The organism is Micromonospora sp. NPDC049114, from assembly GCF_040648635.1.
GTDB lineage: Bacteria > Actinomycetota > Actinomycetes > Mycobacteriales > Micromonosporaceae > Micromonospora.
The window spans coordinates 1-22,034 of the sequence record NZ_JBEZEA010000010.1 but is presented as its reverse complement, the minus strand read 5'-3'; the positions used below and the strand labels follow the sequence as shown (position 1 = coordinate 22,034).

19 protein-coding genes are annotated in these 22,034 nt (G+C 72.0%); 7 read left to right on the top strand and 12 right to left on the bottom strand.

What is annotated here, in order from left to right; genetic code table 11:
- Nucleotides 1–3: 3 nt before the first annotated feature.
- Entirely contained in the window at nucleotides 4–258 is a 255-nt protein-coding gene (locus AB0B39_RS24645) for a DUF5522 domain-containing protein (protein WP_234587969.1), read from the bottom strand.
- A 58-nt stretch (nucleotides 259–316) separates the two neighbouring features.
- Nucleotides 317–1,306 carry an asparaginase gene (locus tag AB0B39_RS24640; RefSeq protein ID WP_357575512.1) on the bottom strand — a complete coding sequence of 330 codons (990 nt, stop codon included), beginning with the start codon at nucleotides 1,304–1,306 and terminating at the stop codon, nucleotides 317–319.
- Nucleotides 1,307–1,506: 200 nt separating this feature from the next.
- Here AB0B39_RS24640 and AB0B39_RS24635 point away from each other — a divergent pair, with 200 nt between their 5' ends.
- Complete coding sequence (locus AB0B39_RS24635; RefSeq protein WP_357498488.1) at nucleotides 1,507–2,781, top strand: MFS transporter; 1,275 nt, start codon at nucleotides 1,507–1,509, stop codon at nucleotides 2,779–2,781.
- Nucleotides 2,782–2,830: 49 nt separating this feature from the next.
- Complete coding sequence (locus AB0B39_RS24630; protein WP_357575511.1) at nucleotides 2,831–3,766, top strand: MerR family transcriptional regulator; 936 nt, start codon at nucleotides 2,831–2,833, stop codon at nucleotides 3,764–3,766.
- 9 nt (nucleotides 3,767–3,775) lie between these two features.
- On the opposite strand, the gene AB0B39_RS24625 is transcribed toward AB0B39_RS24630, so the two are convergent.
- The 3 genes from AB0B39_RS24625 to AB0B39_RS24615 all read right to left on the bottom strand — a co-directional run bounded on the left by AB0B39_RS24625 (nucleotide 3,776) and on the right by AB0B39_RS24615 (nucleotide 6,349).
- A complete protein-coding gene (locus tag AB0B39_RS24625; RefSeq protein ID WP_357575510.1) occupies nucleotides 3,776–4,711 on the bottom strand; it encodes a DUF2332 domain-containing protein in 936 nt (311 codons plus the stop codon).
- 84 nt (nucleotides 4,712–4,795) lie between these two features.
- A complete protein-coding gene (locus AB0B39_RS24620) occupies nucleotides 4,796–5,761 on the bottom strand; it encodes a CU044_5270 family protein (protein WP_357575509.1) in 966 nt (321 codons plus the stop codon).
- An 18-nt stretch (nucleotides 5,762–5,779) separates the two neighbouring features.
- Nucleotides 5,780–6,349: a sigma-70 family RNA polymerase sigma factor gene (locus AB0B39_RS24615; protein ID WP_234587980.1), complete on the bottom strand. Its 570-nt coding sequence runs from the start codon at nucleotides 6,347–6,349 to the stop codon at nucleotides 5,780–5,782.
- A 74-nt stretch (nucleotides 6,350–6,423) separates the two neighbouring features.
- Here AB0B39_RS24615 and AB0B39_RS24610 point away from each other — a divergent pair, with 74 nt between their 5' ends.
- The gene (locus AB0B39_RS24610) at nucleotides 6,424–6,627 is read left to right on the top strand and encodes a hypothetical protein (RefSeq protein WP_357575508.1); all 204 of its coding nucleotides are present in this window, start codon (nucleotides 6,424–6,426) and stop codon (nucleotides 6,625–6,627) included.
- Nucleotides 6,628–6,825: 198 nt separating this feature from the next.
- Nucleotides 6,826–7,182 (top strand): nitroreductase family deazaflavin-dependent oxidoreductase, encoded by a 357-nt coding sequence (locus AB0B39_RS24605; RefSeq protein WP_357575507.1) that lies wholly within the window; start codon nucleotides 6,826–6,828, stop codon nucleotides 7,180–7,182.
- Nucleotides 7,183–7,278: 96 nt separating this feature from the next.
- On the opposite strand, the gene AB0B39_RS24600 is transcribed toward AB0B39_RS24605, so the two are convergent.
- Both AB0B39_RS24600 and nrdR read right to left on the bottom strand, forming a co-directional pair.
- The gene (locus AB0B39_RS24600; RefSeq protein ID WP_357499085.1) at nucleotides 7,279–10,185 is read right to left on the bottom strand and encodes a vitamin B12-dependent ribonucleotide reductase; all 2,907 of its coding nucleotides are present in this window, start codon (nucleotides 10,183–10,185) and stop codon (nucleotides 7,279–7,281) included.
- Between the two features lie 32 nt (nucleotides 10,186–10,217).
- Nucleotides 10,218–10,718: a transcriptional regulator NrdR gene (gene nrdR / locus AB0B39_RS24595; protein ID WP_234587987.1), complete on the bottom strand. Its 501-nt coding sequence runs from the start codon at nucleotides 10,716–10,718 to the stop codon at nucleotides 10,218–10,220.
- 593 nt (nucleotides 10,719–11,311) lie between these two features.
- Between nrdR and lexA the strand changes: the two genes are divergently transcribed.
- Nucleotides 11,312–12,097: a transcriptional repressor LexA gene (lexA, locus tag AB0B39_RS24590; RefSeq protein ID WP_091400540.1), complete on the top strand. Its 786-nt coding sequence runs from the start codon at nucleotides 11,312–11,314 to the stop codon at nucleotides 12,095–12,097.
- Between the two features lie 69 nt (nucleotides 12,098–12,166).
- On the opposite strand, the gene AB0B39_RS24585 is transcribed toward lexA, so the two are convergent.
- Nucleotides 12,167–13,858: a hypothetical protein gene (locus AB0B39_RS24585; RefSeq protein WP_357575506.1), complete on the bottom strand. Its 1,692-nt coding sequence runs from the start codon at nucleotides 13,856–13,858 to the stop codon at nucleotides 12,167–12,169.
- A gap of 50 nt (nucleotides 13,859–13,908) precedes the next feature.
- Complete coding sequence (hflX, locus tag AB0B39_RS24580; protein ID WP_234591467.1) at nucleotides 13,909–15,363, bottom strand: GTPase HflX; 1,455 nt, start codon at nucleotides 15,361–15,363, stop codon at nucleotides 13,909–13,911.
- A 185-nt stretch (nucleotides 15,364–15,548) separates the two neighbouring features.
- Between hflX and AB0B39_RS24575 the strand changes: the two genes are divergently transcribed.
- Nucleotides 15,549–17,015 carry an NAD-dependent malic enzyme gene (locus tag AB0B39_RS24575; protein WP_357499078.1) on the top strand — a complete coding sequence of 489 codons (1,467 nt, stop codon included), beginning with the start codon at nucleotides 15,549–15,551 and terminating at the stop codon, nucleotides 17,013–17,015.
- Between the two features lie 215 nt (nucleotides 17,016–17,230).
- Here the strand turns inward: AB0B39_RS24575 and dapF are convergent, their stop codons facing one another.
- Genes dapF through AB0B39_RS24560 form a run of 3 tightly spaced genes read right to left on the bottom strand, consistent with a single transcriptional unit; the run spans nucleotide 17,231 to nucleotide 19,756 of the window.
- Nucleotides 17,231–18,088: a diaminopimelate epimerase gene (gene dapF, locus AB0B39_RS24570; protein WP_357499076.1), complete on the bottom strand. Its 858-nt coding sequence runs from the start codon at nucleotides 18,086–18,088 to the stop codon at nucleotides 17,231–17,233.
- A gap of 7 nt (nucleotides 18,089–18,095) precedes the next feature.
- Nucleotides 18,096–19,028, bottom strand: a complete 933-nt coding sequence (gene miaA / locus AB0B39_RS24565) for a tRNA (adenosine(37)-N6)-dimethylallyltransferase MiaA (RefSeq protein WP_357499074.1) — start codon at nucleotides 19,026–19,028, stop codon at nucleotides 18,096–18,098.
- Nucleotides 19,025–19,756 carry a hypothetical protein gene (locus AB0B39_RS24560; RefSeq protein WP_357575505.1) on the bottom strand — a complete coding sequence of 244 codons (732 nt, stop codon included), beginning with the start codon at nucleotides 19,754–19,756 and terminating at the stop codon, nucleotides 19,025–19,027. Before AB0B39_RS24560 ends, miaA begins: the two co-directional genes overlap by 4 nt.
- A 201-nt stretch (nucleotides 19,757–19,957) precedes the next feature.
- Here AB0B39_RS24560 and AB0B39_RS24555 point away from each other — a divergent pair, with 201 nt between their 5' ends.
- Complete coding sequence (locus AB0B39_RS24555) at nucleotides 19,958–21,166, top strand: DUF349 domain-containing protein (protein ID WP_357575504.1); 1,209 nt, start codon at nucleotides 19,958–19,960, stop codon at nucleotides 21,164–21,166.
- Nucleotides 21,167–22,034: the final 868 nt, after the last annotated feature.

Genomic DNA, 22,034 nt, shown 5'->3' with positions numbered 1-22,034 from the left:
TCCTCATTCCGAGGGTGGATCGTCCACGTACGGGCAGTGGCGGCAGCCCCGGCCGCAGCACGTGCCGCGGCGGGCGAGGAAGCCGGCGCTGAGCACGAACAACCCCGTCGCCGGGTCGAGGTAACCGGCTTCCCCGGCGGCCAGCGCGGCGGCGTGCGCGGCGAGGATCCGGGCCCGCCCGGGGTGCCCGGGCGGCAGCCGGGACGGGTGCGGCTCGGTGAGCGGTCGATCCGCCAGGGGTCGTCGCTCACCGGTCACCAGCAGCGGTCCTTCCGGGTCACCCGCAGCAGTCTAGAGGCGCCCCGACGACGGCGACTCAACCGTGCCGGGCCAGGGCGGCGGTCAGCTCGTCGGAGTCCGCGCCGGCGGCCAGCAGCAGCCGCAGCAGCACCCGCGCCTTGTACGGGTCGAGCAAACCGCCGTTACGCAGTCCCCGCCGTTGCAGGTCGGTCTCCGAGCCGACCGCCCCGTACGTGTGGCGCAGCACCGAGCCGGCGCCGCTGCGGCTGGTGAGCACCACCGGGATCCGGTTGGCGAGATCGCCGAGCACCGGGACCAGCGTCGCGGGCACGTGCCCGACCCCGAACCCCGCGACCACCAGGCCGTGGTGGGTGTCCGCGAGGCCGTGCAGGAGCGCGCCGTCGTCGTCCAGGGTGACCACGTACAGCGCCACCCGGGTCGCGTCGAGCCGGTCCGGGTCGACGGGCGGCAACGGCTCGTGGCGCACCGGGCGGGTCAGCACCCGCACCTCCCCCTCGATGACCTGGCCCAGCGGGCCGGTGTTGGGCGAGGTGAACGTGGCGGTGCTGGTGCTGTGGGTCTTGCGCAGCCACCGCGCGGCGTGCACCTCGTCGTTGACGGCGACCAGCACGCCCAGGTCTCGGGTGTCCGGCACGGCGGCCACCCGCAGCGCCGCGAGCAGGTTCGCCGGCCCGTCCGCGCCGGCCAGGGTGGGGTTGCGCATCGCGCCGGTGAAGACCAGCGGGGCGGCGTGCGGCCAGATGAGGTCGGCCAGGAACGCCGTCTCCTCGAGGGTGTCGGTGCCCTGGGTGACCACGACACCTGTCGCGCCAGCGGACACCGCCCGGGACGCCTCGTCGACCACGGCGAGCAGTTGCCGCGCGGTGAGGTGTGCGCTCGGCACCGCGTGGGTGTCCCGCACGTCCACGGGCACGCCCAGATCCGCCAGCCCCGGGACGGCGGCGGTGAGGTCCGCGCCGGTGAGCCGGGTGACCACGCCGGAACGGCCGGCGTCCACCCCGCCCATCGCGATGGTCCCGCCGAGGGTGATGAGCGCGATGGACACGGTCGAGCCTCCATTCGCCGTCCGCCGCCGGACGGCCCGACGACCGTACCCAGGTCGTTTGTCCGGCCGGCAGTGCCCCGGCCCGCGTTGCGCGGCGACGGCCGGGGCAGCGGAAATGCGGTGTCGGACGGCTCGCGCTGTGGATAGAGTCCGCGGGCCGCCGGCCGGCGGCGCTTAACCCGCACGGACAGGCGGCGACGGTGAGTCAGCAGGTGCAGCAGTCCCCGGCGGTCGAGGCGGGGGCCATCCCGTCGCTGTGGCGCAGCCGGAACTTCCTGCTGCTCTGGGGCGGCCAGACGGTAAGCGAGCTGGGCACCCGCATCGCCAACGTGGCGGTGCCGCTGCTCGCCGCGGACACCCTGCACGCCAGCGTGTTCCAGGTCTCCCTGCTGACCGTCCTGGCCTGGCTGCCGTACCTGCTGTTCTCGCTGCCGGCGGGCATCGTCGCCGACCGGCTCGACCAGCGGCGGCTGATGATCGCGTGCGACCTGGGTCGGGCCGCGCTCCTGCTGTCCCTGCCGGTGGCCGCCCTGGTCGGCCACCTCACCCTGCCCTTCCTGTACGCGGTGGTCGGGCTCGGTGGCGTGCTCACCGTGCTGTTCACCGTGGCGTACAAGACCCTGCTGCCCCGGCTGGTGCCGGCGGACCTGCTGGTGGACGGCAACGCCAAGCTGACCATCAGCCAGGACGCCGCCGAGCTCGTCGGTCCGACGGTCAGCGGCGCGTTGATCGGGCTGGTCGGCGCCGCCCGCACTTTCCTGGCCAACGGGTTCGCCTTCCTGGTCAGCGCGCTGACGCTGATCCTGATCCGGGAGGCGCCGGTACGCCGCGAGCCGGCTCCCCGCGTACCCCTGCGGGTGGAGTTGACCGACGGGCTCGGCTTCATCCGGCGGCAGCCGATCCTGGTCAGCATCCTGGCCTGCACGACGTGGTCGAACTTCTGGGTGATGGCGTCCGCCTCGATCGAGGTGACCTTCCTGGTGCGGGAGCTGCACGCCGCGCCGGTGCAGGTGGGTCTGGTCTTCTCGGTCAGCGCCGTCGGCGGGCTGGTGGTGGGGGTGCTGGCCGCCCGGCTGTCGGCCTGGCTCGGCTCGGCCCGGGTGATCTGGCTGGCGATGACCGTCCCGGGCCCGTTCTATCTGCTGATGCCGTTGGCCCGACCCGGCTGGGGGCTGCTGCTCTACGGCGTCGGGCTGGCCGCGTTCTCGGCCAACGCGGTGCTGTTCAACGTCGCGGCGATGTCGTACCGGCAGCGGATCACCCCGCCGGCGATCCTCGGCCGGGTCAACGCCGCGTTCCTCTGGATCTGCTTCGGGGTGGTCCCGCTCGGCGCGCTGACCGGCGGGGCGCTCGGCACCACCCTGGGGCTGCGCGGCGCGCTCTGGGTGTGCGTGCTGGGCACCTGGGCGGCGTGCCTGTTCGTGGTCTGCTCGCCGCTGCGACGGATGCGGGACACGCCGCCGCTTGCGTCGTAGAGTCCCGTCGGCTTGAGTCTCCAGCGGAGGGAGACCGCAGGGTGGGGGCATGAGCGGTGACGAGCGTTACACGATCGGCGACCTGGCCCGACGCACCGGGCTGAGCGTCAAGACCATCCGGTACTACGCCGACAGCGGGATCGTGCCGCCGACCGACCGGAGCCCGGCCGGCTACCGCCAGTTCGGCCCGGACGCCGTGGCGCGACTCGAACTGGTCCGGACGTTGCGCGACCTGGGCGTGGACCTGGCCTCCATCCGTCGGGTCGTGGACCGCGAGGTGCCCCTGCACGAGGTGGCCGCCGCGCACGCCGAGGCGCTGGCGGTGCAGGTCCGGGTGCTGCGGCTGCGCCAGGCCGTCCTGACCGTCGCGGCGAGGCGCGAGGCGGGTCCGTCCGAGGTGGACGATCTGCACCGGTTGGCCCGGCTCACCGCCCACGAACGGCGGCAACTGGTGGACGACTTCCTGGACAGCGTCTTCACCGGCGACCCGGCGCCGTACCCGGGTGTGCTCGTCTCGATGACACCCGAGCTGCCCGACGACCCGACCACCGAGCAGGTGCGGGCGTGGGTGGAGTTGGCCGACCTGTGCCGGGACCCGGCCTTTCGGGCGAGCATGCGACGGCTCGTTCGCCAGCACGCCGCCGACCACGACGTGCCCGGGCTGCCCCGCCCGGACGCCGTCGCCGTGGTCCGGGACGGGGTGGTGGCCGCCCTGGCCGCCGGCCTCGATCCGGCTGGCCCCGAGGCCGAGCCGGTGGTCGCGGCGGTCACCAGCCGGTACGCCCGTCTGCACGGCCTCCCCGACGACGCCGACCTGCGCCAGCGGTTGCTCGACCGGCTGGTTCTGGCCAACGACCCGCGCCGGGACCGTTACCTCGACCTGCTGTCGGTGATCAACGGCTGGTCGGGTGGCGGCGCGGTCACGCCGGCCGTGGACTGGTTCATCCGCGCCCTGCGCGCCCCGATACGCGCACCGGCCGCGTGAGCCAGGGTGTCACCCGAACCACGTGATCGCCTGGCCGTGCCCCCGGGTCCAGGCCAGCGGTCGCCCGTCCAGCGCGAGGACGTTGTGCAGCGCCGCGTCCGGCGAGTCGGGCAGCCCGTCGTAGGGCAGCACCTCCGGGGCCTCGTTGGCGATCCAGTGTCCCGGCAGCTCCCGCACCAGCCGGACGAACGCCTCCCGACGGGCGACGGGCACCTGGTAGAGCACCGAGGTGTGGAAGACGACAAGCGTCGCGTCCTCTGGCGCCCGCGCCGCCAGCGCCGGCAGGTCGTCCACCAGGTCGCCGCGGATCAGCAGCGGCGGGTCGGCCGCAGCGACCGCAGCGGCGGCGCGCAGGCGGGCCCGTCGGTGCCCGCGCTCCGGCCAGATCAGGGCGTCCAACCAGGACACGTCGTCGGGGGCGGTCACGTCGAGCGGGTTCAGGTCCAGGCCGGCCCGCCACACCACCTGGGGTACGCGTGTCGGCGGTTCGAAGCCGCTGGCCGCGCACTCCAGGACCGGCTCGCCGGACCCGATCCGGTGCTCGCCGTACCGGTAGGCGTACCGGTCGGGGTAGAGGCAGAGGCCGGCGGACGCACCGACCTCCAGCAGGGCGAGGGGCTGCGGCAGCGCGGCGAGCACCGGCAGCAGGACCGCACACCTGCCGGCCTCGTTGGTCTGGGTGGCCCGGGTCCGCATCTCCGCCTCGACGGCCGGCCAGTGCGCCACCGTGAAGTCGTGGAACGCGGTCGGGTCGTCGACCGGGCCGCCCAACCAACGGACCACGCCGAACAGCAGATTCGGCTGACGCTTGGCCGGCGGGAGCGTGTCGAGGAGGGCGAGCAGGACGCCGTCGTGGGCGACGACGTCGGACAGTCGCTCGTACGTGGGCGATACCCCGTGTGCCTCGCGGCGCGCGAACTCGACGTACGCCTCAGCGGTTGTCATGCCCTCATCGTCGCAGCCCAGCGTTCGGTGGGTCAGCCCCGTGCTCGTGCGCCGACCCACCGGCCTTCTCGATCCCGGCACCACTCAGGGCAGCTGGCCCGGTCGGTCGACGATCGCGACGCGCAGTAGCGCGACAGTGTTGTACAGGGACTCCTTGCCGTTACGCACCAACGAGTTGCGGGTGCCGAGGTAGACGTGGGAGTCCCGATCGAAGATGAGGTCCAGGTTTCCACCGATCACCCCGGGCATCCGAATCGCCACCCCATGCCGGCCGGCGGCGTCCACCACGTCACCCGAGATGACCACCGCTCCGGGTTGCCGTGCCAGCAGTTCGAACAGCGCCGCGAGCGCTCGGGGTGGCACGTATCCGTCGAGCATCGACCACGCGGTGGTGTACGCCATGCTCTCGCCCCCGTAGACGGCCTCCTCGTCGGCGCCTTCGGGTAGATGCAGGTCGACCGGGTGCGCCCGAAGGTAGCGCAGCAGCTCGTCCGGATCGGTGGGCAGATCGCCGTGGTACGCGGGCGGCTGGAACGCGTCAAGTTCCTTCTCGGGATCGGCGGGATCATCGATGCGGAGCACCCTGAGCTCGCTCCACCCGTTCGGGTCGCTCTCCGGTCGATAGCGTCCCTGCGTGTAGGCGACTCCACCGGCCGACTGCCACAGTTGGTTCCGGATGGTCCGGTACGGGCCACTGGCCGGCATGTCCCGGATCGTCGCCAGGGTTTCCGTGAAGACGTACTGCTCGGGCCGGGCGGTGAGTTCCGGCTGTTGCCGAGCGGCGTCGGCCGCCAGGTGGAAGATCTCCGACGCACTGGCCGTGGGCGGCGACTGATCGCCCAGCCTCATGGTCTGGACCGCCAGACCACCGGCGGTCAGCGCGACCGCCAGCCCGGCCGCTCCGGCGAGGCGCCAACCGCGCGGGAACCAGGTACGGCGTCCGGCCGGACGGCCCGCCGACGCCAGCTCGGCCCGTCGGGCGACGTGTGCGCTCAGGTCCCTGAGAAGCTGCTCCTCGAAACCCTGCGGCGACCGTTCAGTCGTGTTCATCGTCAGCTTCGTCTCATCTCAGGCGAGGGTGGTGACCGGGCGGGCGAGCAGGGCGCGGACGAGCCGGCGGGCACGGTGCAGGCGGACCCGAGCGGCGACCGGTGACATCCCGAGCACTGTCGCCGCCTCCGCGACGGTGAGCCCGTCCACGGCGACGAGTTCGACAAGCGTCCGGGTGTCCTCGGGCAGCTCGCTCAGCGCGCGATGGGTGCGGCGGGCCACCGACTCGGCGTCGATCCGCTCCTCGATGCGGGCGATGTCATCGGGGCCGAGGTCCCGTCGTCCGGCCAGTCGACCGGTCACCCGCAGTCGTTGGGCCGCCCGACGCCGCTCGTCGCCGATGACGTTGCGGGCCACCCCGTACAGCCAGCCGATCTGGCTACCCCGGTCCGGCCGGTAGCCGGCCGCCGACTCGATCACCGCCAGGAACACGTCGGCGGTCAGGTCGGCGGCGAGATGGGGGTCGTCGACCCGGCGTGCCACGAACCGGCCCACCGCCTCCAGGTGCCGCCGGTAGAAGACCTCGAAGGCCACCGGATCGGTTCCAATGCCGGAGATGTCGTCATCGGCTCGGCTCGGCTCATTCACAGGCCGTCCTCTCTCGCGCGTTCACACCTCTTCTTCGTTCGTCGGAGCACGGGTGTTACCGAACCGACGACGGCTTGCCCGATCCCTACGACTACGACGGTGGGCGATGGTTGTCGCGGGACGCCTCGGCTGAACCGCCGTTCGCGTCGGTCATCACGAGACCACTCGCTCACCTGAAAGAGATCCGCAACGAGGTCAACGAGGTCACCGGCCTCAGGCTGGACTTCGATGGCCAGATGCTGACGCTCAAGACATGGCAGGGAGAAATCAGGGCCTGACCTATCGGCGATCCGCGCAGGGCTCACCCGCCCGGGCAGAGTGGTTGTGTCAGCCGTCGGTGCGTCGAAGCAGGCACCGCCTCACGCTCATCGGGGAGGGCTCGTCACGCAGCGAGCGTCGCATCTCCTCTGGCCGGCAACCAACCGCCGGGTCTACGGCCTTGACCTGAAGTCCACTCAAGGCCCGAGCATGAACGCATGACGGTTACGGAGGAGACGCGGCAGGCGCTGGAGCGGCAGCGAACTGTGGAGATCACGACGACCGGACGGCGGAGCGGTCAGCCGCGAAGAACCGAGATATGGCGTTATCGGGCCGCTGGCCGCTACTGGCTCACCGGGAGCCCTGGTTCGCGTGACTGGTACGCCAACGTGCTCGCACATCCCGAGTTCACGCTGCATGTGGCTGGCCTGGATCTTCAGGTGCGAGGGCGTCCCGTCACCAACGAGGACGAGCGGGTACTCGTGTTCGGCGAAATCGTCCCGACCTTGGACTGGGCCGGAAGCTTGGAGAGCTGGATCACCGGAAGCCCTCTACTGGAGATCGAATTCGGCTGACACCGCCCGACTTCGCGGACATCCCCGAATCGGAAAGAGCCGTAGAACAGCGCTGCCCCGACCTCGCAGGAGGCCGGGGCAGCGCTGAGGCGTACGTCAGCTGCAGCCGCTGGTGGAGCCGCAGCCCTCGCAGACGTAGCAGCTACCGGCGGGGCGCATCTTCGTACCGCAGGTGAAGCAGAGCGGCGCGTCGGCGGCCTTGCCGATCACGGCCTCCAGCAGTTCGGTGCTGGAACCCACGCTCGGTGCCGGCTTGGCGGCGGCCACGTCGGCCATCTCCTGGGCCGGCTGGGCGACGGCCTCCGGCTTGGCCGGGGCCTCGACCGGCGCGGATGACGCCATCGCGGTGAGCTCCGCTCCGGTGACCCCGGCGGCTTCCGCGTCGGCTTCGGCCCGCAGCTGGGCGGCCCGCTCGCTGGCGGTGAAGATGCCCAGCTCGGCGCGGCGCTCGTAGGGCAGGAAGTCCAGTGCCAGGCGACGGAAGATGTAGTCCATCACCGAGGCCGCCATGCGCACGTCCGGGTCGTCGGTCATGCCGGCCGGCTCGAAGCGCATGTTGGTGAACTTGCTGACGAACGTCTCCAGCGGCACGCCGTACTGCAGGCCGATGCTGATGGCCACCGAGAAGGCGTCCATCACACCGGCCAGGGTCGAGCCCTGCTTGGACATCTTGAGGAAGACCTCGCCGAGGCCGTCGTCCGGGTAGGACGACGCGGTGAGGTAACCCTCGGCGCCACCGACGGAGAAGCTGACCGTCTCGGAGGGGCGCTTCTTCGGCAGGCGCTTGCGCACCGGCCGGTACTCGATGACCTTCTCCACCGCGGCCGGCGCGGCGGCAGCGGTCTCTACGGCGGCCGGCGTGGTGGCCTTGTTGGACTTGGCCACCGAGAGCGGCTGGCCGACCTTGCAGTTGTCCCGGTAGATCGCCAGCGCCTTGAGGCCGAGCTTCCAGCCCTCGAAGTAGATCTTCTCGACGTCCTCGACGGTGGCCGCCTCCGGCATGTTGACCGTCTTGGAGATGGCGCCGGAGACGAACGGCTGGATCGCCGCCATCATCCGCACGTGGCCCATCGGGGCGATCGACCGCTCCCCCATCGCGCAGTCGAAGACCGGGTAGTGCTCCGGCTTGAGGCCGGGGGCGTCCACCACGTGGCCGTTGTCGGCGATGTGCTCGACGATCGCCTCGACCTGCTCCTCGGGGTAGCCGAGGCTGCGCAGGGCGCGCGGAACCGTCTGGTTGACGATCTGCATCGAACCGCCGCCGACCAGCTTCTTGAACTTGACCAGCGCCAGGTCCGGCTCCACGCCGGTCGTGTCACAGTCCATCATGAAGCCGATGGTGCCGGTCGGTGCGAGGACGCTGGCCTGCGCGTTACGCCAGCCGAACTTGTCACCGATCTTGTTGCCCTGGGTCCACTGCTTGGTCGCCTCGCGGACGATCGCGGTGGCCACCGGGCTGGTCGGCTTGATCTCGTCGTTGGCCGCGGCGTGCTTGCGCATGACCCGCTTGTGCGGCTCGGCGTTACGGGCGTAGCCGTCGTACGGGCCGACGACGCCGGCCAGCTCGGCCGAGCGGCGGTAGGCGGTGCCGGTCATCAGCGAGGTGATCGCCGCGGCGACCGAACGGCCCTGGTCCGAGTCGTACGGCAGGCCGGTGGCCATCAGCAGGGCGCCGAGGTTGGCGTAGCCGATGCCGAGCTGCCGGTAGGCGCGGGACGTCTCGCCGATCTTCTCGGTCGGGAAATCCGCGAAGCAGATCGAGATGTCCATCGCGGTGATGACGAACTCGACGGACTTGACGAACTTCTCCACCTCGAAGCCACCGTCGGCGCGGAGGAACTTCATGAGGTTGAGCGAGGCGAGGTTGCACGAGGAGTTGTCCAGATGCAGGTACTCCGAGCACGGGTTCGACGCGGTGATCCGCCCGGTCTCCGGGCAGGTGTGCCAGTCGTTGATCGTGTCGTCGTACTGCAGGCCCGGGTCGGCGCACTCCCAGGCGGCCTGGGCGATGGAACGGAAGAGGTTCTTGGCGTCGACCGTCTCGATCGTCGCGCCGTCCAGCCGGCCACGCAGGTCGAAGCCCTTGCCGTTCTCCACCGCCGACATGAACTCGTCGGAGACGCGGACCGAGTTGTTGGCGTTCTGGTACTGGACGCTGACGATGTCGGAGCCACCGAGGTCCATGTCGAACCCGGCGTCGCGCAGCGCGCGGATCTTGTCCTCCTCGCGCGCCTTGGTGACCACGAACTCCTGGATGTCCGGGTGGTCGACGTCGAGGATGACCATCTTGGCCGCCCGGCGGGTCGCGCCGCCGGACTTGATGGTGCCGGCCGAGGCGTCCGCGCCGCGCATGAAGCTGACCGGGCCGGAGGCGTTGCCGCCGGAGGAGAGCAGCTCGCGGGACGAGCGGATCCGCGACAGGTTGACGCCGGAGCCGGAGCCGCCCTTGAAGATCAGCCCCTCCTCCTTGTACCAGTCGAGGATCGAGTCCATCGAGTCGTCGACGGCCAGGATGAAGCAGGCGCTGACCTGCTGCGGCGACGGCGTGCCGACGTTGAACCAGACCGGCGAGTTGAAGCTGAACACCTGGTTCAGCAGCATCCAGGTCAGCTCGTGGGCGAAGACCTCCGCGTCGGCCGGGCTGGCGAAGTAGCCGTACTCCTCGCCGGCGGTGCGGTAGGTGGTGACCACCCGGTCGATCAGCTGCTTGAGCGACCACTCCCGCTCCGGGGTCCCCACCGCGCCCCGGAAGTACTTGGTGGTGACGATGTTCGCCGCGTTGACGCTCCACGACTCCGGGAACTCAACCCCGCGCTGCTCGAAGTTGATCGAGCCGTCCCGCCAGTTCGTCATCACGACGTCGCGGCGCTCCCAGGACACCTCGTCGTACGGGTGGACCCCCTCCGTCGTCCACACCCGCTCGATCTTCAGCCCCGCGCCTGCCTTGTTCCGTGAACGGCTCGTTGTCACGCCGTCGCCCCCCTCGTCTGCGCGGTCACCCACCGCGCGTCCTGATCTCTCGAAAAACAGTGAAGTCAACTGGTACGGCCGGCGGCCTCGACCGCGTCGGCCCGGCCCTGCTCCCGGGCTCGCGCCACGGCCCGCAACGTCTCGATCTCGCGCTCGAAGTCGGCGAGCGAGTCGAAGGAGCGGTAGACGCTGGCGAACCGCAGGTAGGCGATCTCGTCCAGGTCGCGCAGCGGGCCCAGGATCGCCAGGCCCACCTCGTGACTGGGGATCTCGGCGGCCCCCTTGGCCCGGACGGTCTCCTCCACCCGCTGTGCGAGCAGCGCGAGTGAGTCGTCGTCCACCGGCCGGCCCTGGCACGCCTTGCGCACCCCGCCGATGATCTTCGTGCGACTGAACGGCTCGGTCACCCCGCTGCGCTTGACGACCGCGAGGACCGCCTCCTCGACGGTGGTGAACCGCTTACCGCACTCCGGACAGGAGCGCCGCCGCCGGATGAGCTGGCCGTCGTCGGCCTCCCGCGAGTCGACCACCCGGGAGTCGGCGTGCCGGCAGTACGGACACCGCATCGCCCAACCTCCAAAATCATGATCAACCGCGGACGCACCCAGCACTCCCGGACACGGTCCGCCACGACGGCACCACCTCGGGTGACGCCTGTCGTGATCAACATTACGGGAGTGCGGTCGGTAGTCGAACCCAACCTGTAGGCAACTTACGCCCATGTCACTACTACATCTAGGGGTTGACCGTATGTCGCTGGCGAACCCCGGTCAAGTTGGCCGGCGTGTCCGGCGCGTCACGGACCATCCGGTCATCCGCACACCGCCGCGCCACCGCAGAACCAACGCCGAGAACCCGCCCCGGTTACCGGCCGCACGGCCGGAACGCCCCGGAAAACAGCCACCGATCGAACATCCGTGCTATCCGACGTACCATTTATCAGAACATCCGTACGACCGGGGCGGTTTTTCACCCCGACACGCCGGTGAGAGGTCGTACAGATGTTTGAAAATGACCGATCTCACCTATACGGTCAGGAACAACCGGGCGCGATGGATCTTCACCGCACCCGGCGACGCACCAACCGAGCACCATCCGTGGCACCACCGCACGCACCACGAGCCGACGAGGCACCCAGCGCCGACCAGGGAGGACGGACGTGACCGAGGACCGGGCCAGCCGGCCGAAGAGCCCGCAGCAGATCACCGAGGCGGGCCCGCCGGCCACCCGACGCCGCAGCGCCGCGCGCAGCCGGACGGGTCAGCCCGCCGTGCGCCCGGTCACCCCGGTAGTCAGCGCCTTCCCCGACCCGGCGACGGTCGACCTGACCGCCCGCCAGCGTCGCATCCTGGAGTTCATCCGCACCTGGGTCGAGCGGCACGGCTACCCGCCGAGCGTCCGGGAGATCGGCGAGGCGGTCGGCCTGGTGTCACCGTCGAGCGTCGCCTACCAGCTCAAGGAGCTGGAGAAGAAGGGGTTCCTGCGCCGCGACCCCAACCGCCCCCGGGCGGTGGACGTCCGCGCCCCCAGCGAGGCCATCGACGACGAGTTGTCCCGCGCCCAACGACCCACCCCGGCGTACGTGCCGATGCTCGGTCGCATCGCCGCCGGTGGGCCGATCCTCGCCGAGCAGGCCGTGGAGGACATCTTCCCCCTGCCCCGCGAGCTGGTCGGGGAGGGCGAGGTGTTCATGCTCCAGGTCAAGGGCGACTCGATGCTCGACGCGGCGATCTGCGACGGCGACTGGGTGGTCGTCCGGCAGCAGCCGACGGCCGACTCCGGCGAGATCGTGGCCGCCATGCTCGACGGCGAGGCGACCGTCAAGACCTACCGGCGACGCGACGGGCACGTCTGGCTGATGCCGCAGAACCCGGCCTTCGACCCGATCCCCGGCGACGACGCCACCATCATGGGCCGCGTCGTGGCGGTGCTCCGCCGAATCTGACCGGCCGGCACGCGGGTGGGTGGCCCTTCGCGCTCACCCGCGCCGCCGGACCGATGTCGCCGACCGGGGTCAGTAGCGGTCGCCCCGAGGGCCACGACCGCCCCCGGGATACTGCCCGTACGGGTCGCCGGGCGCGTCGCCGTCCCGCCGACGGCCGGGCCGCTGGCCCCGGTAGTCCGGCTCCTGTCCACCGCGCCGTGGCGGCTCCGCCCGACCGCCGCCGGGCTGGCCACCACCGCCGCCGTACACTCCGCCGCCCGCGCCTCCCGGTCGGCCACCGGCACCGCCGGGCCGGCCTCCAGGGCCGCCGCCGGCACGGCCGCCGCCGCCGTAGACACCGCCCCCGACCGGAGCACCGCCACCACCGCCGGGGCGGGCAGGGCCGTAACCGCCGCCGCCCTCACCGGCTGGGCGCGCACCACCGCCACCGGCCGGGCGTGCACCGCCGCCGCCGTACACGGCACCGCCGGCAGGAGCGGGACCGCCCCGGCCCGAAGCACCGCCGTAGACGCCGCCGCCACCGGCCGCCGCACCGCCGTACACGCCCGTGCCGGGACGGCCACCGCCGGGCGGGACGTCCTCGTCCCGCAGCGCGCCGCGCCGATCGTCCCGGCCGTCCGTCGAATCCGCATCGTCGGCCGCGGGTGGCCGGCGGCGGGCCCGCAGGATGCCGAAGATGCCGGCGCCGACGAGCAGCAGACCGAGCACGCCGACAGCGCCCACGAGGTAGGTGATGTCGTCGAAACTGAGCCCGTCGATCCAGGACTTCTCGGCCGCCGGCTTGCCACCCCCGGGAGCGGCAAGGGGCGCCGCCACGCTGGTGGACGGCGTGTAACTCAGAATGTCGACGGGCTCGTCCGCGGTGAGCTGCCCGCCGTCGGAGACCGTGACGAAGGTCTTCCCGTCCGGCGTGTAGGAGATCGCCTCACCGAACGGGTCGGCCAGTGGCGTCACCCGGGGCTTGCCGGTGGTGAGCGCACCGAGGACGTCGCCGCCGGTCACGTCGTACTCGAAGGCGTCCGCGTACGTCCGGATGACGACGCGGCTACCGTCCGGCGACCGGGCGGCCCCGGTGACCGCGAGCCGGCCGTAGACGCTGAGCGGGTTCTCCGTGGAGGTCTTCGGCAGCTTGATCTCGCCGGCCTTCTTCATCGGCACCGGCTCGGTGTCGCCGTTCTTCAGCTTCGCCGTCGGGGTGAAGATCTCCGCGTTGCCGCTCGACACCTTGGTGATGATCAGCGGAAGGCCGTCGGCCCCCACCAGCAGCGCCTCGGCGTCGTGCGGCTTGTTCTCGGGGTAGGAGAGCCGGTGCAGCACGGGCTGCTTCGTACCGTTGATCGGCATGGTCCAGACCGCGATCCGCGACCGCCGCTCCTTGTTGCTGGTGTTGTCGCCGATGTCACCGATCCACAGGATGTCACCCTTCGGCGACACGGCCAGGTCCTCGGTGTCGAACGGCCCCTGGCCCGAGTAGCGGACCGGCTCCTTGGCGACCTTGCACTTGCTGTCGAGGAAGAAGATCCGTTTGCGCGCCTCAACATCGGTGCCGTCGTTGATGACGATGTAGCCGGTCTTGGTCGCCACCAGCCCGGACAGCTCCCGCAGCCGCTCGTCGGTGACCGAGCAGCGCTTCTTGCCGGGGATGGCGCCGGACGGCTGGGATGATCCGGGAGCGGGAGCGGCTACGGCGACTCCGGCCAGCGCCACGGTTGCCCCGAGCAGGCCGAGGGCAACCGTGACCGAGGAAACAACGCGGCGCATTCGGCCAGTGTCGCATGCCGCGCGTTTCCGGTGGATGACGCCGGGGCCGCTCAGGGCCGGCTGCCGACCGCCTGGCCCTCCCGCTGCACGTCGAACGGCGCCAGCTCGGCGGCGAGCGCCGCACTGACCCGGACGTGCAGCAGAGTGCCCTCCGGCAGGTGCGACGTGCTGAGCACCTCGCCGGTGCGGTGCACCCGGGACACCAGGTCACCCCGGTCGTACGGCAGGACGGCCCGTACCTCCACGGCGGGTTGCGGCAGCCGCTCCTCGATCGCCGCCCGCAGGGCGTCGATCCCCCGACCCGAGTACGCCGAGACGAAGATCGCCTCCGGCCAGAGTCGCTTGAGACGCAGCAGCGCGTCCTCGTCGGCCGCGTCGGTCTTGTTGACCACCAGCAGCTCGGGCAGCCGGTCCGCGCCGACCTCGGCGAGCACCTCGTGCACGGCCCGGACCTGCTCCTCCGGATCCGGGTGGGTGCCGTCGACGACGTGCACCACCAGATCCGCCTCGGCGACCTCCTCCAGCGTCGAGCGGAACGCCTCGACGATCTGGTGCGGCAGGTGCCGGACGAAGCCGACCGTGTCGGAGAGCGTGTAGAGCCGCCCGTCCGAGGTGGTCGCCTTGCGGGTGGTCGGGTCGAGCGTCGCGAAGAGCGCGTTCTCCACCAGCACGCCCGCGCCGGTCAGCCGGTTGAGCAGGCTGGACTTGCCAGCGTTGGTGTAGCCGGCGATGGCCACGGCGGGCACGGAGTTGCGGGTGCGACGGGCGCGCTTGGTGACGCGTACCGTGCGCATGCTCTTGATCTCGCGACGCAGCCGGGAGATGCGGTGGCGGATGCGCCGCCGGTCGGTCTCCAGCTTGGTCTCACCGGGACCACGCACGCCCACGCCGCCGCCGGCGCCGCCACCCCGGCCGGAACCACCGGTCTGCCGGGAGAGCGTCTCACCCCAACCGCGCAGCCGGGGCAGCAGGTATTCGAGCTGCGCCAGCTCGACCTGCGCCTTGCCTTCCTTGCTCTTGGCGTGCTGGGCGAAGATGTCGAGGATCAGCGCCGTACGGTCGACGACCTTGACCTTGGTGCGCTGCTCCAGGTTGCGCAGCTGCGACGGGGACAGTTCACCGTCGCAGATGACCGTGTCGGCGCCGGTGGAGAGCACCACCGCGCCCAGATCGTCGACCTTGCCGCGGCCGATGTACGTGGCCGGGTCGGGTCGGGTGCGACGCTGGATCAGCCCTTCGAGCACCTGCGAGCCCGCGGTCTCGGCGAGCGCGGCCAGCTCGGTCAGGGAATTCTCGGCGTCGGTCACCGTGCCCTCGGTCCAGACGCCCACCAGGACGACCCGCTCCAGCCGCAGCTGGCGGTATTCCACCTCGGTGACGTCGGAGAGCTCGGTTGACAGGCCGGGGACGCGTCGCAGGGACTGTCGCTCCGACAGCTCCATCTCGCCGGTGGTGACGTCGTCGAACTCGTCCTCGACGGGGACGAAGCTCTCCTGGTCTCGCAAGCGGTTCTCCTGTCCGAAATGATGAGTAGAACGTAATCCTGACATGACACAACGCCGAACGCACCTGCTATATGCCCGTGCTGGAGGTCGCCAAAAGTGGGGGCGAATACCGGTCGACCACGGCAACCCGGTAGAAATGCTCAGGCGGCGGCCGACCGGCCGCACAGCCGTGACGGAGGGATCCCGTGGCCATCACCCGACTGCCGAGCGCCGGATTTTCGATCACCATCCGGATCGCCGTGACCGCGGACGCGTCCTCGATCGGCCGGCTCACCACCTCCGTCGGCGAGGCCGGAGCGATCGTCACGGCGCTGGACGTGGTGGACTCGGACCCGACGAACGTGATCGTCGACCTGACCTGCGACACCGCCGACGCCGGTCACGCCGATCAGGTGGTCGAGGCGCTGACCGCGCTCGACGGCGTGGACGTGCGCAAGGTGTCGGACCGCACGTTCCTCCTGCACCTCGGCGGCAAGATCGAGGTGACCTCCAAGGTCGCGCTGCGCAACCGTGACGAGCTGTCGCGGGCGTACACCCCGGGGGTGGCCCGCGTCTGCATGGCGATCGCCGAGAACCCGGCGGACGCCCGGCGGCTGACGATCAAGCGCAACACGGTGGCGGTCGTCAGCGACGGCTCGGCGGTGCTCGGGCTGGGCAACCTGGGCCCGGCCGCGTCGCTGCCGGTGATGGAGGGCAAGGCCGCGCTGTTCAAGCGCTTCGGCGGCGTGGACGCCTGGCCGGTCGTGCTCGACACGCAGGACACCGACGAGATCGTGCAGATCGTCAAGGCGATCGCGCCCGCGTACGGCGGGATCAACCTGGAGGACATCGCCGCGCCGCGCTGCTTCGAGATCGAGGCCCGGCTGCGCGAAGCGCTGGACATCCCGGTCTTCCACGACGATCAGCACGGCACCGCGATCTGCGTGCTGGCCGCGCTGACCAACGCGCTGCGCGTCGTGGGCAAGCAGCTCGCGGACGTCCGGGTCGTCGTCTCCGGCGCCGGCGCGGCGGGCACCGCGATCATGAAGCTGCTGCTGCGCCAGGGCGTCGGCGACATCATCGCGTACGACCGCCAGGGCGCCCTGCACCGCGGGCTGACCGACCTCAACCCGGCCTGGCAGTGGCTGGCGGAGAACACCAACAAGGAGAACTACTCCGGCGACCTGCCGGGCGCGATCCGGGGCGCCGACGTGTTCATCGGGGTGAGCGCCCCGAACCTGCTCACCGGGGACGACATCGCGCAGATGGCGAAGGACTCGATCGTCTTCGCGCTGGCCAACCCGGACCCGGAGGTCGACCCCCGAGAGGCGCGCAAGTACGCCGCGGTGGTCGCCACCGGCCGCTCGGACCAGCCCAACCAGATCAACAACGTGCTCGCCTTCCCCGGCGTGTTCCGCGGCATGCTCGACGCGCACGCCGAGGAGTTCACCGAGGAGATGGCGATCGCGGCGGCCCAGGCCATCGCCGACGTCGTCGGCGAGGACAAGATCAACCCGACGGTGATCGTGCCGAGCGTCTTCGACTCCCGGGTCGCCCCCGCGGTCGCCGCCGCCGTCCGCGCCGCCGCGCACAACCCCAGCCCCCTGCCGGCAGCCGACCCCGGCCCGTCGGACCTCCCGGAGATCGCCGCGAACGCCAGCGCCACCCCCTGAGCAACTCGACGCCTGCGGGCGCTAGGCGAGGGAGGCCCCCGACCGGGTCGTTTCCCTCCTTTGCTCTGCTTCACCCCGCGCAACACCTGATGTCCGGTTATCGGACACCGGGTGTTGCGCGGGTTGAAGCAGAGCAAAGGGCCGACAGCAGCGGCCGGTGAGCGGCCGGTGAGCAGAAGTTGGCCGCCGGCGCGCAGCCGGGTGCGCGGCCGGCCTCAGCGCCCGGGCGCAGCGGACAGGATGGAGAGGTCGACCTCGCCGGTTGCGACCAGGACGGCCGGGCCGGACAGCCAGCACGAGGTCTCGGTGACCGTCACCGTCAGGCGGCCGCCGGGCACGTCCACGGCGACCACGCCGGTGTCCCGGCCGGCGTCGCGCAGGGCCACCGCGCCCACCGCGCAGGCGCCGGTGCCGCAGGACAGGGTCTCGGCGCTGCCGCGCTCGTACACCCGCATCAGGGAGTGCCCGTCGGTGCCGTCGACCGGGTCGCCCGCCACGATGAACTCCACGTTCACGCCGGCCGGGAAGACCTCCGGGTCGAACCCGGGCGCGACGGTGAGATCCAGCGCGGCCAGTTCCACGCCGGCCGGCAGGACGCAGACCAGGTGCGGGTTGCCGATGTCCACAACCGTGCCGGGCAGGGTCAGACCGCCCAGGGTGGCGGTCGAGGAGTCGTACACCTGGGGGCGGCGCATCTCGACGGACACGGCGTCGCCCTCGACCAGCGCGCGCACGACGCCGGCCCGGGTGGCCACCGGCAGCGCCGCGCCGGCCGGCGTGGCCAGTTCTTTGTCCAGCAGGTAGCGCACGAAGACCCGCGCGCCGTTGCCGCACATCTCGGCGAACGAACCGTCGGCGTTCCAGTAGTCCATGAACCACTCGGCCTCGCCGGCCAGCCCGGCGCCGTCCGGATGCTTGGCCGCCCGGACGACCCGCAGCACGCCGTCCGCGCCGATGCCCCGCCGCCGGTCGCAGAGCGCCGCGACCAGCTCCGGAGTCAGGTCGAGCTGACCGTCCGGGTCGGGCAGGAGGACGAAGTCGTTGCCGGTGCCGTGGCCCTTGGTGAACTCCACGCCCCCATCATCGCGCAGCGGCCGGCACCAGACGCAGCGCGGCCCCGATCAGGTCCGGAGTCGCCGAATCCAGCCAGTGGATCCGCTGGTCGCGCCGGAACCAGGACCGCTGCCGGCGCACGAAACGCCGCGTCGCCCGGACGGTCTCGTCGTGCGCCTGCGCCTCGGTCAGCTCACCGTCGAGCAGGCGCAGCACCTGCTGGTAGCCGAGCGCCCGGCTGGCCGTCCGTCCCTCGGCCAGCCCCCGACCCACCAGCTCGCGGGTCTCGGGCACCAGACCGTCGGCCCACATCCGGTCCACCCGCAGCGCGATCCGCTCGTCCAGCAGCCCGGTGTCCAGATCGACGCCCAGCTGCACCGACGGGTAGTACGGAGTCGGTTGCGGCAACGACGCGGCGAACGGCGCACCGGTCAACTCGATCACCTCCAGGGCCCGCACGATCCGCCGGCCGTTGCCGGGCAGGATGCCCTCGGCGGCCACCGGGTCGGCGGCGCGCAGCCGCGCGTACAGCGGCGCGGGGCCCACCTCGGCCAACTCCCGCTCCAGCCGCTCGCGCAGCGCCGCGTCGGTGCCGGGGAACTCGAAGCGTTCGAGCACCGCCCGCACGTACAACCCCGAGCCACCCACCAGCAGCGGCACCCGACCTCGGGACAGGATGTCGTCCACCGCCGCGCGGGCCAGCCGCTGATACTCCGCGACGCTGGCCGGCTCGGTGACCTCCCAGATGTCGAGCAGGTGATGCGGCACCCCCTCCCGCTCCGCCGGGGTCAGCTTGGCGGTGCCGATGTCCATGCCCCGGTAGAGCTGCATCGAGTCGGCGTTGACCACCTCCCCGTCCAGCGCGTGCGCGAGCGCGATGCTCAACGCCGACTTGCCCGCCGCCGTCGGACCGACCACCGCCACGACCGTGCCGGCCGGGACTGCCGCACCGCCGGTCACGCCCGCTCCCAGGACGCCACGAAGTAGGCCACACCGTAGGGGGCCGAGTCGTGCAGCAACTCGCCGCGCCACCCGCCGCCGCTCGACCGGGCCGCCTCGGCGAGCACCTGCCAGGACGCCCGGCCGGCGACCTTCAACTGCGCCGACAGACCCGCGTCCAGGTCGCGCAGGACGTCCAGGTCCGCCCCGGCCAGGGCCGCGGCGACCCGCTTGTCGTACGGGAGGGAGCGCTGGTCGTCGTACCCGGGGGCCTTCTCCCCCCGGCAGGCCGACCCGTCACCGAGCACCAGCAGCGCCACCCGGTCACCGGCCGCGGCGACCTGCTCGGCGAGCGCAGCCACCTCCACCGACCCGGCGTCGGCGGTCACCTGCACGGCGGTCACCGGCGCGGCGGTCACGGCTTGGCGTTCGGCGTGCCGGGCCAGCAGCCACGCGCCGACCGTCAGGCTCAACGGCAGCACCGCGCCGCGGTCCGGCTGACCGGGGACCAGGGGCACGTCCAGGGCGACGCCCCAGGGCTGGAGGGACCCGGTGGCCGGGGGCCGGATCGGGCCTGTCGACGGGCCGACGCCGAGCAGCACCACCGCGTCCGGGTCGGCTGCCAGCAGTCGGCGTACGGCGAGGTCACAGGCCGCGCGCAGGTCGTCCAGTTCGCTGGCGGCGGCACCGGCAACCTCCGGCACGAGCAGGGGCGGATGCGGGCAGACAGCGGCGGCGACCAGTGGCACCCGTTCACCGTAGCGGGAACGCCCGGTGCGTCTACGCGCCGATCCGGTCAATCAGGCTCTAGGACACCGTATGGTCACGGTCGGCGATAGGCGCTCGACGGGGACCGGGTCGGACCTGTGACAATGCCGGAAGTAACTTGGCTGCGCCGTGGCGGCGACGGGGGATGGCTCCCTCGACGCCGGGAGAACGAGGATGGGCACATGAGCGACTGGACTGCCTTCGGACGGGTGGACGCGGACGGCACCGTTTACGTCAAGACCTCCGAGGGCGAGCGGGTGGTCGGATCCTGGCAGGCGGGAGCACCGGAGGAGGGTCTCGCGCACTTCGCACGCCGCTTCGCCGACCTGGTCACCGAGGTGGACCTGACCGAAGCACGACTCAACTCGGGCGCGGCGGACGCCGGGCACTCGTTGAGCACAATTCGGCGGATCCGCACCACGCTGCCCGAGGCCCACGTGGTCGGCGACATCGACGCCCTGGCCGCCCGGCTGGACAAGCTGGCGACACTTGCCGAGGAGAAGGCCACCGAGGCGCGCGCCGCCCGGGACGCCGCCCGCGGCGAGGCCCTGGCCCGCAAGACCGCGCTGGTCGAGGAGGCCGAGAAGCTCGCCGCCGAGTCCACCGGCTGGAAGACGGCAGGTGACCGGCTCAAGGAGATCCTCGACGAGTGGAAGACCATTCGCGGGGTCGACAAGAAGGCCGACGGTGAGCTGTGGAAACGGTTCGCCGCCGCACGGGACGGCTTCACCCGGCGTCGGGGCGCCCACTTCGCCTCCCTGGACGCGACGCGCAAGCAGGCGCAGACCGTCAAGGAAGAGCTGGTCGCCGAAGCCGAGAAGATCAAGGACTCCACCGAGTGGGCGGCCACTGCCAACCAGCTCAAGGAGCTGATGACGCAGTGGAAGGCCGCCCCGCGTGCCTCCAAGGAGGCCGAGCAGAAGCTCTGGGAGCGGTTCCGGGCCGCGCAGGACGCCTTCTTCAGCCGGCGCAGCGAGGTGTTCTCCGCGCGGGACAACGAGCAGCGCGGCAACCTGGAGCGTAAGCAGGCCCTGCTGGCCGAGGCCGAGGCCCTGGACATCGACGCCGACCCGAAGGGCGCCCAGGCCAAGCTGCGGGAGATCCAGGCCCAGTGGCACGAGGCCGGCCGGGTGCCCCGCGAGGCGGCCGCCGGGCTGGAGCGCCGGCTGCGTGTCATCGACGACAAGGTCCGCGACGTGATGGACTCGGCGTGGCGCCGCACCACCAAGGAGGACAACCCGCTGCTCGCCCAGATGCGGGCGCAGGTTGCGGAGGCCGAGGAGCGGCTGGCCCGGGCGCAGAGCGCCGGGGACGCGCGCCGGATCAAGGACGCCGAGCAGGCACTCGCCGCCAAGCGGCAGTTCCTCCAGCTCGCCGAGCAGGCCGGCTGACCTGAGACCGTCGGAGAGCCCCCGGTCCCGTGCGGGACCGGGGGCTCCACCGTGTCCGGCGCTCACATCCGCACCCCCGCGCCCCGCGCGCACCCCGTCTTTCTCCCTCCGGCCCCACGTGCCGCGCCCCCGCACCCCACGTGCCGCGCCCCCGCACCCCACGTGCCGCGCCCCCGCACCTACGTGCCGCGCCGCCGCGCCCCGCGCCCGCGCCGCCGCGCCCCGCGCCCCGCGCCCCGCGCCGCCGCGCCCCGCGCCCCGCGCCGCTACGCCCCGCGCCCGACCTGCCGCCGCGCCGCGCCGCGCGACCCGTGTCTCGTGCCCCGCGTGAAGATCCACGCAACTTCCCGGATGTTGCTGCCTCCGGCGCGCGGGAGACAGCAACATCCCTGATATTGCGCGGATCTTGGTGACGGGCGCGCGCTCCATGGCCGGGAGCGGGGTCGGGGGTGCCCGCAGGCATCAAGGTCACGCTCGATCCAGGATGTAGTGGCCACCGAACGCGGGGATGCCACTACATCCATGTTCGAGCGTGATCATGAGGTGGGGGCCCGGCACGCGGGGGCGGGGCGTGCGCGCGTGGAGGCCCAACGGGTGGAGGCGGGGCGTGCGCGGGCGAGCAACGCACGCAGCCGAGCAGCGCACGGGGGCGAGCAACGCACGCAGCCGAGCGGCGCACGGGGGCGAGCAACGCACGCAGCCGAGCGGCGCACACGGCCGGGCGGCGCACACGGCCGGCTGAGAACACGGCCGGGCTGAGAACACGGCCGGGCTGAGCACACGGCCGGGCTGAGCGGGCGCGCGGCCGGGGCTGAGCGGGCGCGCGGCCGGGGCTGAGCGGGCGCGCGGCCGGGGCTGAGCGGGCGCG

What these genes read in the sequence shown, in the direction of transcription:
- AB0B39_RS24585 (WP_357575506.1), bottom strand. Translation starts at nt 13,858, where the DNA reads ATGCGCCGCGTTGTTTCCTCGGTCACGGTTGCCCTCGGCCTGCTCGGG.
- AB0B39_RS24605 (WP_357575507.1), top strand. Translation starts at nt 6,826, where the DNA reads ATGACGGTTACGGAGGAGACGCGGCAGGCGCTGGAGCGGCAGCGAACT.
- AB0B39_RS24620 (WP_357575509.1), bottom strand. Translation starts at nt 5,761, where the DNA reads ATGAACACGACTGAACGGTCGCCGCAGGGTTTCGAGGAGCAGCTTCTC.
- AB0B39_RS24625 (WP_357575510.1), bottom strand. Translation starts at nt 4,711, where the DNA reads ATGACAACCGCTGAGGCGTACGTCGAGTTCGCGCGCCGCGAGGCACAC.
- nrdR (WP_234587987.1), bottom strand. Translation starts at nt 10,718, where the DNA reads ATGCGGTGTCCGTACTGCCGGCACGCCGACTCCCGGGTGGTCGACTCG.
- AB0B39_RS24555 (WP_357575504.1), top strand. Translation starts at nt 19,958, where the DNA reads ATGAGCGACTGGACTGCCTTCGGACGGGTGGACGCGGACGGCACCGTT.
- AB0B39_RS24630 (WP_357575511.1), top strand. Translation starts at nt 2,831, where the DNA reads ATGAGCGGTGACGAGCGTTACACGATCGGCGACCTGGCCCGACGCACC.